This is a genomic window from Sodalinema gerasimenkoae IPPAS B-353 (assembly GCF_009846485.1).
Lineage (GTDB): Bacteria > Cyanobacteriota > Cyanobacteriia > Cyanobacteriales > Geitlerinemataceae > Sodalinema > Sodalinema gerasimenkoae.
In genome coordinates this window covers 458,372-471,323 of the sequence record NZ_ML776472.1, presented here as the reverse complement: position 1 = coordinate 471,323, position 12,952 = coordinate 458,372, and the positions used below count along the sequence as shown (strand labels likewise).

At 47.6% G+C, this 12,952-nt stretch carries 8 protein-coding genes; 2 read left to right on the top strand and 6 right to left on the bottom strand.

What is annotated here, in order from left to right; genetic code table 11:
- The first annotated feature begins 152 nt into the window (after positions 1-152).
- Positions 153-3,446: an ATP-binding protein gene (locus tag L855_RS02120; RefSeq protein ID WP_159783637.1), complete on the top strand. Its 3,294-nt coding sequence runs from the start codon at positions 153-155 to the stop codon at positions 3,444-3,446.
- Positions 3,447-3,520: 74 nt separating this feature from the next.
- Positions 3,521-5,743 carry a GAF domain-containing sensor histidine kinase gene (locus L855_RS02115; protein ID WP_159783635.1) on the top strand — a complete coding sequence of 741 codons (2,223 nt, stop codon included), beginning with the start codon at positions 3,521-3,523 and terminating at the stop codon, positions 5,741-5,743.
- Between the two features lie 35 nt (positions 5,744-5,778).
- On the opposite strand, the gene L855_RS02110 is transcribed toward L855_RS02115, so the two are convergent.
- From L855_RS02110 to L855_RS02085, 6 genes are all read right to left on the bottom strand, one after another.
- Entirely contained in the window at positions 5,779-8,424 is a 2,646-nt protein-coding gene (locus tag L855_RS02110; protein WP_159783633.1) for a DNA polymerase III subunit alpha, read from the bottom strand.
- Between the two features lie 100 nt (positions 8,425-8,524).
- A complete protein-coding gene (locus tag L855_RS02105; protein ID WP_159783631.1) occupies positions 8,525-8,857 on the bottom strand; it encodes a type II toxin-antitoxin system PemK/MazF family toxin in 333 nt (110 codons plus the stop codon).
- Positions 8,854-9,090, bottom strand: coding sequence for a hypothetical protein (locus L855_RS02100; RefSeq protein WP_159783629.1), 237 nt, complete (start codon positions 9,088-9,090; stop codon positions 8,854-8,856). The genes L855_RS02105 and L855_RS02100 overlap by 4 nt, the downstream gene beginning before the upstream one ends.
- Positions 9,091-9,146: 56 nt before the next feature.
- Positions 9,147-10,205 (bottom strand): anthranilate phosphoribosyltransferase, encoded by a 1,059-nt coding sequence (gene trpD / locus L855_RS02095; protein WP_159783627.1) that lies wholly within the window; start codon positions 10,203-10,205, stop codon positions 9,147-9,149.
- 116 nt (positions 10,206-10,321) lie between these two features.
- Entirely contained in the window at positions 10,322-12,025 is a 1,704-nt protein-coding gene (locus L855_RS02090; RefSeq protein WP_159783625.1) for a SulP family inorganic anion transporter, read from the bottom strand.
- 63 nt (positions 12,026-12,088) lie between these two features.
- Positions 12,089-12,952, bottom strand: a complete 864-nt coding sequence (locus L855_RS02085; protein ID WP_159783623.1) for a universal stress protein — start codon at positions 12,950-12,952, stop codon at positions 12,089-12,091.

The following is a 12,952-nucleotide window of genomic DNA, read 5'->3' as shown; positions in this document are numbered from 1 at the left end:
GAAGTCCCAACTTATCCATTTTAAATTAAGACATTTTTAAATTAAGACATTAAAGCACGATCAGCTTCCCCACCCCAGCCTCAACTCAATCTCTTGACATCCCCCCGAGACTCGCCCCATGTTCGTCTGTCCTGACTGTCACCCTTGCAACCATGTTAAAGCTGTTACAGTACCAAGTTCTTGAGACCCTATCCGAAAACGCCACCACCATCGTCTATCGGGCAATCGAGCAACCTGAGAATACCCCAGTCATCCTCAAAACTCTGATCAGCGAGCATCCTCAAGTTGCCGACATCGCACGGCTCCGGTATGAGTACAATTTAGTCTGCCAACTCAACCTCCCCGGAATTACACAGCCCCAGACCCTAGAACAATGGCAAGGACGACCCCTCTTGGTCTTAGAAGATTTTGGCGGTCGGGATTTAAGCTATTGGTTAAATCAGAACCATTTTGACCTTGAACAAATTCTTAGTATTGGTCAAAAAATTGCGATCGCCCTAGGGCAACTCCATCAAAAACAAATTATTCACAAAGATATTAAACCCGAAAATATTGTCTATAACCCTAACACCAACCAACTGAAACTTATTGATTTTTCCATTTCCTCTCGCCTAAATAAGGAAAATCCTCACCTAACCAGTCCCAACGTTCTGCAGGGAAGCCTAGCCTATATGTCCCCAGAACAAACCGGGCGGATGAATCGAGTTATCGACTATCGCTGTGACTTTTATGCCTTGGGAGTTAGCCTCTATGAACTGCTAACCGGACAGCTTCCCTTCGACTCCCAAGATCCCATGGAACTCGTCCATTGTCACATTGCCAAACCCCCCACTCCCCCGCACCACATCAACCCAGAGATTCCCGAAGCAGTCTCAGCCATTATCCTAAAACTGATGGCGAAAACCGCAGAAAAGCGGTATCAAAGTAGCCATGGCATCAACGCTGACTTAGAAACTTGCCGTCAGCAATGGATTAGCACAAAATCCGTGACCGTTTTTCCCTTAGGGCAACAAGACCAACAAGGACGCTTTATTATCCCCGAAAAGCTCTACGGACGAGATGCCGAAATTGAGCAACTCCTCCAAGCCTTTGAACGCATCAGCCATGGCCCCTCAGAAATGATGCTAGTCGCCGGATACTCAGGTATCGGCAAATCCGCCCTCATCAACGAAATTCATAAACCCATTGTTCGCAGGCGTGGTTATTTTATTAGCGGCAAATTTGACCAATTTCAACGCAATATCCCCTATTCTTGTTTGATTCAGGCATTTCGAGACCTAATCCGTCAACTGCTCACCGAGACTGAAGCCGAACTGGCTGACTGGCACGACAAACTTCAGGGTGCTTTAGGCAAAAATGGCAAAGTGATTAGTGATGTTATCCCAGAAATTGAACTAATTATCGGAGCGCAACCTCCTATTTCATCTCTGCCAGTTTCTGAAGCTCAAAACCGGTTTAATCTCCTATTTCAGACCTTCATTCAAGTCTTTACTCAGCCAGACCATCCCCTCGTCATTTTTCTAGATGATTTGCAATGGGCAGATCCTGCTTCCTTGCAACTGATTCAGTTATTAGTCACAGACCCAGATAGTCACAACTTGCTCATGCTAGGAGCCTATCGGGACAATGAAGTGAGTCGGAGTCATCCATTGATGACCACTTTGGCAAAAATTGAGCAGGGAAACAATCAAGTTGTAACCTTGAAGCTAGAAGCCTTAAGCTTGAAAAATATCAGTGAACTTATCCAAGATACTCTTAAGCAGACTGATTCTACTGTACAGCCTTTTGCGCAACTTTTACTAAACAAAACTAAAGGCAATCCGTTTTTTGTCAGGCAGACTTTTAAGTATTTATATAGTGAAAACTTGCTATGCTATAACAGCCAAACGGGTTCATGGTACTGGAACCTAGAACAGTTACTAAGCATTAGTATAACCGAAAATGTTGTAGAATTAATGGCTCATGAAATTCAGCGGCTCGACCCCTCAAGTCAGGCTGTTTTACAACTGGCAGCCTGTATCGGAAATAAGTTTGATCTCGATATTTTGGCAATTGTCAATGAAAAATCTCCTGCTAAAACGGCCGCTGATCTCTGGGATGCAATTCATGCTGGGTTGGTGATTCCTTTAGCGAGAACTAGCAGCGATCTCTGGAATGCAATTCATGCCGGGTTAGTGATTCCTTTCCATGAAAACCATGATGCTTCTGAAAATATCGACAAAACAGATACTATTAAAGTCGTTTATAAATTCTTACACGATCGCGTCCAACAAGCTGCTTACTCTCTGATTCCCCCTGAGCAAAAACAAGAGGTTCATTTGCGAGTTGGACAGCGTTTACTTGAGCATAATCAGGCCGAAGCGTTAGAGGAGCACTTATTTGATATTGTCAATGCTCTCAATATTGGAGCGAGCTTAATTGACGTTGAATCTGAGCACCTTCAGCTCGCTGAACTCAACCTAAAAGCTGCTCTTAAAGCAAAAGCATCCGCTGCCTATAGTTCAACCCTCGACTACCTCAAAGAGGCGCGTCAATGTTTACCGGATATGGACTGGGATAACCACTATGAACTAACCTTGACCATTTATACGGAATTGATTGAGGTGTACTATATTCAGGCTCAGTTCGCCGAAGCACAACAGATGTCAGATGCGGTATTTCGTCATGCGAAAACATTGCTTGACAAAATCAAAATTTATGAATTTAAAATTCAATTTTTTATCGCTCAGAATCAAATGCTAGATGCGATCGATACCGCTCTAGCTGCCCTGGATTTATTAGGCTATCCCCTAAAAATCGAACCGGAAACTTTAACGTTAGTTCGTCCTTTACCCCAAGTAGAGGAACTCCCAGACTATCCCGAAATGACAGATCCTCAAAAACTGGCAGTATTACAGATTTTAACAATTGTCAGTGGGCCAGCGTACCAAGCACAGCCGGAATTGCTGCCCTATATCACCGCTCACGGCCGCAATCTGTGTTTGCAGTTTGGACATTCCTCCTTAGCTGCCTATTCCTATGGAATGATTGACACTACCTTTCCTGATCTTGAGACAACCTATTATACCGGGTTAATTTCACTAGAAATTTTAGGGCAATATCCCTCTGATGCCCTCAAATGTAAAGTCCATATGCTGTTTAACTCCTTTAAGAAGCATTGGAAAGAACCTCATCAGCAAACTATTCCAGCCCTAGATGAAACGATTTCCATGGGGATGGAAATTGGGGATGTCGTCTATGCCGCTTACTGTGCCATGTGGTCTTGTGGCTATATGGTCGTGATTGGGATGCCTTTGGTTCAGGTGGCAGAACAGCAGCAAACGTATCTGGATTTATTAGCAAGAATCAAACAGAATCATGGACTCTATCCGGCTAAAACTTGGCTAGCAAACGTATCTGGATTTATTAGCAAGAATCAAACAGAATCATGGACTCTATCCGGCTAAAACTTGGCGGCAGTTAGTGCAAAATCTTCAGGGAGATGTTTCCACAATACTAACCCTGGAGGGCGACTATTTTAATGCTGCAGTTAGTGCAAAATCTTCAGGGAGATGTTTCCACAATACTAACCCTGGAGGGCGACTATTTTAATGCCAACGATCGCGCCATGTTGGAAATGGCTGGGAATCGGATGCTGCTGTTTTTCGTCTATTTTGCCGAGGCATTGTTGGGCTATATCTTCAAAGATTGGGCGTTAGTTCAAGAAAAAATGCCCTTCGCCTCAGACTATAAGGATGCAGCGTTTTCCTCCTTGCTGTTTTGCTACTACTATTTTTATGAAACCTTGATGAACTGCGCCATTTACCCTCAGCTATCTGCCGAAAGGCAAATGGTCACTTGGGAAACCATTCAAGAGCGGACAGGACGGTTAGAGGAATGGCGGAAGGCAGCTCCCGATAACTATCAAAGTAAATGTGAACTGATTCAGGCGGAACAGGCTCGAATTCAGGGGCGTATCGTTGAGGCTATGGACTATTACGATCGCGCCATTACCTCGGCCCAAACCCATGGCTTTTTAGTGGAGGTGGCGATCGCCGCTGAACGTGCCGCCGACTTTTACAATAGTTTAGGACGTGAGAAAATTGCTAATCACTATCTTCAGGATGCGTACCATGCGTACGAGTATTGGGGCGCGACCGCTAAGATGGCGGCGTTACTTGAAGAGCATCCCCATTTATATCGGATGGTAGTTCAGCAACAAAAACTTGGGTCGATTCTTTCTAGTAAAATCACGATTAGTCAGAGTAACCCCAGCTCAAAAATCACCGTTAACCAAACCTCATCACGACATCAAGCTAACTCGAATGATATTTTAGATTTAGGCACAGTCATTAAGGCAACTCAAGCCCTCTCAGGTCAAATTTGCCTACCAGAATTACTTGAACAACTGCTAACTTTAGCCCTAGAAAATGCTGGGGCGCAACGGGGATATTTATTGTTGATGAAGCAGAAAAATCTGGCGATCGCCGCGTCGGGACAAGTAGAATCGAACATCTGCGTCACCGTTGAGTCAGACAATCGCCCCATCGACAACCAGACTGTCCCCGTCTCGCTCATTTACTATGTCCAACGTACTCACGAGCCAGTGGTTCTCGCCCAGGCCGTTGATGAAGGGTTATTCACTCAAGATCCCTATATTCAAAGCGGGATGATTCAGTCGATTCTCTGTTTACCTATCCTCCAACAAGGACAGGTTCTGGGAATCCTCTATTTAGAAAATAACCTAACTCAAGGTGCCTTTACGCGCGATCGCCTAGAGGTTCTGCAAATTCTCTCAGCACAAGCGGCAATTTCCATTGAAAACGCCCGCCTCTATCGTCAACTGACCGAGTATAGCCATCATCTTGAAGACACCGTCGGACAACGCACCCAGGAACTACGACAGAAAAATCAAGATTTGCAACAAACCTTACAGGAGTTACAACAGACTCAAACCCAACTGATCCAAACCGAAAAAATGTCGAGCTTAGGGCAAATGGTGGCCGGAATCGCCCATGAAATCAATAACCCAGTTACCTTTATTTCCGGGAATATTGCTTATGCCCGCGAATATTTTAAGGACTTACAGGATTTAATTGAACTCATTCAGCAGGAATATCAGCCCCTGAAAGCCTCAGTTGAAGAAAAAATTGAGGAAATTGAGCTTGATTTTCTATATGAAGACCTCAAACAAATGTTAGCCTCAATGGAAAATGGCAGCGATCGCATTCGTTGTATCATTCTTGGCTTACGAAACTTCTCTCGCCTCGATGAATCTGTCCACAAAACTGCTGACCTTCACGAAGGACTGGATAATACCCTGCTGATTATCCAACATCGTCTAAGTCGTTCTCCCAGACAAGAACCGATTAAAATTCAGAAAACCTATGGAGAGTTACCGAAAATAACTTGTTATCCCAGTCAACTCAATCAAGTCTTTTTAAACATCCTGAACAACGCCATCGATGTCCTATCCTCCTTTGAGAGTCAGCCAAACCCAGAAATTCAGATTAAAACCAACGTAACGAATACAAATACTATCACCATTCGCATTCTCGATAATGGCCCCGGGATGAGTGACGCAGTACGTCAGAAAATTTTTGACCCCTTCTTCACTACCAAACCCGTCGGACAAGGAACCGGGTTAGGACTGTCCATTAGCTATCAAATTATCACCGAACAACATCGGGGAAAACTAGAGTGTTACTCTCAACCAGGAGAAGGAAGTGAATTTATGATCGAGATTCCCGTTAATCGCTCCTAGACATTACTCCTAGACATTGCTCCTAGATTGCAACGTTAACTGGCCATGGGAACCTCTAGCTCTGGCTTAATGGATTTCAACTCCAGATTACGCTCAAAAATCTCATCAATTGCTAACATTTCTCCCGATTCCGTCATGAACTTGTGGTCTGGGGTGGCCCGAATGATGCAACCATCCTCTAACTGATATTCAAACACCTCTTGTTGACCGCGATCGTGCCATTGAGCAATGGGTTGTGTATAAATAAAACCATTGGCATCCACCGTATACACCTGACAGGAAATCCGCTCCTCAACCAGTTTACCAATCGGCATCACCCCATATTCAAGCGTCATCACCTCTGTCTCATAGGTTAAACAATACTCCGCAAACTTCACCATCTGATCAAACAGAGCCTCAGCGGTCTTTTTATCCACCCCATTCTTGGCACAGCCATCAATAAAAATGCCATGATGCTTCTGCATCTCCGCCATCTTTTTCTTACCCATGGCACGACGAAGTAAATCCGCTTCCCCCAAGGAATACCCGGCCATATCCTGAGCGATTTTCATAATCTGCTCCTGATACACCATTACCCCATAGGTTTCCTTGAGAATCGACCCCAACATAGCATGGTCATACACAATCTCTTCCCGACCATGTTTACGGTTAATAAACTTGGGAATCAGTCCCGCATCTAACGGCCCCGGACGGTAGAGAGAAAGAATTGAGGAAATATCATCAATACAAGAGGGTTTCAAATCTCGCACCACCTGGCGCATCCCGGACGATTCCAACTGAAACACCCCTTCGAGTTTTCCTTCGGCGATGAGTTTATAGGTGTTTTGGATATCTTTCGGTAATTGACTCTCAGGATTACGAGCTAGAATTGCCTGGCCTTTTCGTTCATGAATGGCTAACTCATCGGGGTCGATATGGATTCCTTGGCTTTGTTCCACTAAATCCAAGGTTTTTTGAATCGTGGTTAAGTTCTTTAAGCCCAAAAAGTCCATTTTCAACATTCCCATGGATTCTAAATCTTCCATGGGATATTGGGTGGTAATGCCCCCATCTTTGTTGCGCTGCAAAGGGACAATCTCATCAATGGGGTCAGCGGAAATAATCACCCCCGCCGCGTGAACTCCCGTGGATTTGTTGGTTCCCTCAATGCGAATGGCCATATCCAGCCACCGTTGTACAATGGGGTCACTATCGTAGGCTTCCTTAAATTCCGGGGCGGGAGTGGCATCGGAAATCATCACGTTTAATTTTTCCGGTTTTCCCCGCGACACTGGAATCATTTTTGCCATTTGGTCGGCTTGTTTATAGGGAATATCCAACACCCGCGCCACATCTTTTAAAACCGCTTTGGAGGTCATGCGGTTAAAGGTGACAATCTGCGCCACTCGGTCTACCCCATATTGTTGGGTGACATATTGAATCATTTCATCGCGACGTTCAATGCAGAAGTCGGTATCAATATCTGGCATGGACTTCCGTTCGGGGTTTAGGAACCGTTCAAACAGTAAGCCATGATGGACAGGGTCGATATTAGTAATGCGCAGGGAATACGCCACCAACGACCCCGCCGCCGATCCTCGTCCGGGACCAACAGGGATATTATTATCGCGGGCAAATTTGATGTAGTCCCAGACCACCAAGAAATAGGTGGAGAACCCCATCTGTTGCATCATTTTGAGTTCAAATTCCAGCCGTTCTTTATACTCCTGGCTTAACTCGCTGCGGCTTTTGGCGTTGAGGCGATCGAGTAGGCCGGCCCAGGCCACGTCTTCGAGATAGGTGTCGGCGGTGTAGCCGGAAGGAATGGGAAAGTCGGGAATGCGAGTGTCGCCAAAGAGGTCGTAGGGCTTGATTTTTTCAGCAACCTTGAGGGTATTGGCGATCGCCTCCTCAATCACATCATCTTCTAAGTGATCCCGGAACAGTTGCGCCATTTCTTCGGCGGTTTTCAGGTATTCTGTGCCGCTATAGCGCAACCGTTTATCTTCAATAATGGATTTCCCGGTTTGAATGCACAGCAGCGCGTCATGAGCTTCTACGTCGTAGCAGGAGATATAATGAGAGTCGTTACTGGCGATAATTTCAATGTCGAGTTCCCGCGCAATTCGCACCAGTTCTACGTTCACAACTCGGTCTTCGCGAGAGCCGTGGTCTTGAATTTCGATGTAGAAATCCTCGCCAAAGGTGTCTTTATACCAGGTGGCAATACGACGGGCCACATCGAGCCGGTTACGGAGAATCGCTTGAGGAATTTCGCCCCCTAAACAGGCACTGGTGACGATTAACCCCTCGCGATATTCAGCGAGTAGGTCTTTGTTGATGCAAGGACGCGAGAAGATACCTTTTCCTTGATAGCCTTCTAGGTGGGAAATGGTGGTGAGTTTTGTTAAATTTTTATAGCCAATGTTATCTTTTGCCAGGACAACTTGGTGATAGCGGGGGCGACGTTCTTGTTTGGTGATGTCGCCATTGATGACGTACATTTCATTGCCGATGATGGGTTTTACACCTTTGCCTCGGCAGATTTTCACCAGTTGAGCGGCCCCGTACATCACGCCGTGGTCTGTGAGGGCGATCGCGGGCATATCTAGTTCTGCGGCGCGATCGACCAGTTGTTGTAGTTGACTGGCTCCATCGAGGAGACTGTAATCGCTATGAATATGTAATCCGACAAAAGACATTTTAAATTCTGACCTGTTGATGAAATGGTTTTAAACGTTAAAAGGTTAAATATCCTTATGTCATATTCCTTTAATACAGCATTTTATTCATAGCCAAGCGTCATTGACACGACATCTTCCAACTGAGATAACCTAGCAGGGTAAGTTGACCCAATTTACGAATTAAACGAGTTTTGTCAAGAACACGCATCTGAAAACATAATGCCACTGATGGTTGACTTAGACCAGCTTCTCCCTGATTTAATAGAAGACAAATTGGGAGGGCTGCACGTCGCCGGTTAGTTGTTAGGGGAATGGCAATCGTTGTCGTAGAAAACTTGGAAACAAGATTATTCTGAAAGATAATAACCGGTCGAATCCCCGCCTGTTCCGAGCCTTGGGTTGGGTTTAGATTTGCTAACCATAGCTCCCCCCGTTTCGGTGGGTCAGTCATGAGAGATCCTCATGATTCAACAATTCTGTGTAATCCCCCATCCCCCACTCGGCGAGTCGTGAGTCTTCCTCAGCAAACTCGCTGGCGAGGGATGCCAGTTGATCCTCATGTAGAACCTGGCGATGACGGCGATCGCGAAATCTGAGAAAGGCAATGAAATCAGCGACCTGCCGGAGTTGTTCCTCAGTTAATCGGTCGATATCGTTTTTAACCGTATCGGGGTTAGGCAACATGGGGATGACTCCTATCAGTTCTGTCCCAACCCAAGGCGGTTGAGTTCGGGAGTAGCCTAGGGCCTTAAGAAGCGGACTAGTGCCTCTAGTTTATCCCAGGCGGCTCCACTTTTTAGGATGTCGCGGGCGATCGCAATCCCCCCTGTGGTGTCCCCCATAGGAACCGTTCCCGCCACCTGTAATGCTAGGGCCGTGTTCAGGGCCACCACATCTTGCTGGGCCGGGGTTCCTTTTCCCTGGAGGAGCGATCGCAAAATCTCCGTATTCTCCTCAATTTCCCCCCCTCGCAGGGCCTCGGTGGCAGCACTCTGGAGTCCAACCTCTTGGGGATTGAGTTCTTGAGACGTGACCTGTCCCTGTTCCAAGACCGCCAAATCCGTGATATCCGCCAATCCCGCCTCATCCAGGCGTTCCCGTCCATGAAGGACAATGGCCCGCTGGGTTCCCAACTGACCCAAGGCCCCAGCTAAAATGCTTAACAAACTCGGATCATAGACCCCCATGACCTGTCCCGTAGGACGCAGGGGATTCACCAGCGGCCCCAGAAGATTAAACACCGTCCGCACTTTCAGGGTTTTGCGGAGGGGAACCACGGCCTTCATGGCCGGATGCCAACCGGGAGCAAACAGAAACGTCACCCCCACCTCAGACACCGCCGCCTCAATTCGTTCACTGGGAGCTTGTAGATTAATCCCCAAGGCTTCCAACACATCCGCCGACCCCACCTTACTCGACGCCGAGCGATTGCCATGTTTAACCACCGTTACCCCCGCCGCCGCCGCCACAAAGGCCACCGAGGTGGAGATATTAAATGTCGAGGCCCCATCGCCGCCTGTGCCGCAGGTATCAATACGGGGTTCCGGCAGAGGGGCCTCAGTTGTCGCGTGACTCAGAGATTGCAGAACCTGAGCCATCCCCACCAGTTCCTCCGTATCCACCCCTTTGGCTTGCAACGCTGCTAGGATGGCTCCCGAGAGAACTGGAGGAATCTCCTCATTGAGCCAGCCTTCCATAAGCTGACTGGCCTGCGATCGCGTCAGAGACTGACCATCCAGCAGTTGTTGGAGCAAGACAGAAGGATTCAGAGTAGCCGCAGATGTCGAAGCGTCAACCATAATTGTTCGATGTTTGCCCCCAATTATGAAACAAAAAGGCAGCAAACAAAAGGGGGTGGCTCAAACGCCGTCCCCCCAAATCATCAAATTCAGATCTAACGAACAGCCCCCGGGGGTCAACGCTTACGGCGTGACGTCCCCGCCTCAGCCCGAGCCGCAGATTTTATACCAATCAGAGCCACCCCCTGACGTAACGCCTCAACCCGAGATTCAAACACCTTCTCCCGAGTTAAGGCGGCTATAACCTCCATGCGATCGAGCCGTTCGAGGACTCGTCCGTGGGCCCCAACCAAAAACACATCGCGGCGATTCTGGTTCGCTTCCAAGACCATCGTTTCAATCGCCAACGAGGCCGTCACCCCCAAACGGGGAACATTCGATAAATCTAAAATCAGCACATCATAATCATTCACCATCGTGATTTGCTGAGAAATGGCCTTAGCCGAGCCAAAGCTCATCGGACCACTAATGGCAAAGAGCATCAAGCGACCCTCAGCCTGCTCTAACAAGTCTTGCTCTTCCTCATCGAGGGATTCATCACTGGGGCTAACAATCGCCTTAACCTGCTTCGCTTGTAACTCACTAAGACCCTTAATCGTCAACAGGTTCGCAAAGAACACACCCACCGCCACAGCCGTAATCAAGTCCACAAACACCGTTAGGAACAAGACCCCATACATCAAGCCAGTGGCTTTAAGGGAAATGCGGTGGGCCCGTCTTAAAAAGCTCCAATCAATAATATTGATGCCAACTTTAATCAAAATCCCCGCCAACACCGCATGGGGAATCGGCTCCGTCAGAGCACCTGCCCCCAACATCACCACCAGTAAACAGAGACTATGCACCACCCCAGAAAAAGGCGTGCGTCCTCCCCCTTGCACATTGACCACCGTTCGCATGGTAGCCCCCGCACCCGGTAAACCACCAAACAGGCCCGCCACCATATTGCCAATGCCTTGGCCAATCAACTCCCGGTTGGGGTCATGTTCCGTGCGAGTGATGTTATCCGCCACCAGGGACGTGAGCAAGGAGTCAATTGCCCCCAAGGTCGCTAACATCAGACCATAACCGGTCATCGTTCTCAAAGCTTCCCATTCAAACTCCGGTAATCGGAGTTCAGGAAGGCCACTCGGAATCTCGCCGATGACCGGTAACTCAGTCTCCCCGAAAAACAGCAGGCCCATCACCGTCCCTACCACCAGGGCTAACAGTGGCGACGGGACAATCCGGTTGAGCCGTCGTGGCCAGGTAAAGACAATTACCAGAGTCACCGCTCCTAAAATCACCGCTGGCCCATTGGGATCACTCAGATAAGTGGGCAAGTCCCGCATTGCTTCGATCACACTTGCTGAAGCGGTATGGCCTAAAAAGGGTCCCAGTTGCAATGCCACAATAATCACACCAATCCCAGACATAAAGCCTGAGATGACCGTGTAGGGCATCATGGTGATGTAAGTCCCCAGTTGCAGGGCCCCGAAGATAATCTGGAACAGTCCCCCTAACATGACCACCGTAAAGGACATGGTCAACCCCTCTTCGACCCCATATTGAGCGGTTAAGGCAGTAAACACTGACGCCATGACCACGGTCATCGGCCCCGTCGGACCAGAGATTTGCGAGGGGGTTCCGCCAAAGAGAGCGGCAAAGATCCCCACAAAGATAGCCCCATATAGCCCCGTAATGGCTCCTGCACCGGAGGAGACGCCAAAGGCAAGGGCTAGGGGCAGAGCCACAATCGAAACCGTTAATCCCCCAAGGAAATCACCCTTGAGGTTACGCAAGTGGAGGTTGGGAAACCACCGTTTAACTGTGTAGAGCATTGAAAAATTCCGATAAAATGCAAAAAACAATCAGGCATTCTGGACAATTGCAGAACAACAAACTTAACGGTAGAGAAGCACAGGAATGTTGCTTGATCGCAACATTTGGGCTGTGGTACTCCCGATGACTAAATGACGAATTCGGCTATGACCATATGCCCCCATCACTAACAACTGAATTTTGTAGTCTTCGACATACTTGCTCATCACCTGTTCAGCATCTCCGGTTTGCAAGGAGCAAACTGGGTTGATTCCTGCATCTTGTAACTGATAACGAGCCTCTTCGATGCGGGAAATGCTCACCGGGTCTTCCGGCGTCTTGGCAATGGTGACGATGTGGATTTCCAAATCTTTAAAGATAGGAGATGCGATGAGGAAATTCAGCATCTTTTTGCCGGTTTTACTGCCGTCATAGGCAACTAAAACACGCTCGATATCATGGTAGGTACGGGAGGTGACAAAACAAGGCTTTTGGCTACTGCGCACAATGCGTTCTAAGTTTGCCCCAAGGTGTCCCGAGGCAAATTCAGCGGCTTCGCCTCGTTTTCCCAAGACCACTAGATCTGCATTCTGCTCAAATTCATGAAAGCAATCGACGAGAAATCCTGTTTTGTGAATCAAGTTGATGGTTTGTAAACCGGAGTTTCCTAAAATTGTTTTGGCTTTTTCTAAAATAAATTTAGCCCGTTGATTGTTAATCTTGGCTTTTTCATGTTCTAAATCGACTAGCTTTTTGAGCAAGTCTTGGGAGGAACCGATGCCAATACTGCCGCTGAGATTTCCCGTTGACGCTACTTGTTGGCTGCGAATGTCTGTAACAAATAAAACACTCACTTTGGCGGCTAAGCGGTGTGCCAGCCAACTGCCATAGTAATAGCTTTTTTCAGCAAAGGATGAACCATCGGTACAGAGAAGAATTGTTTTCAT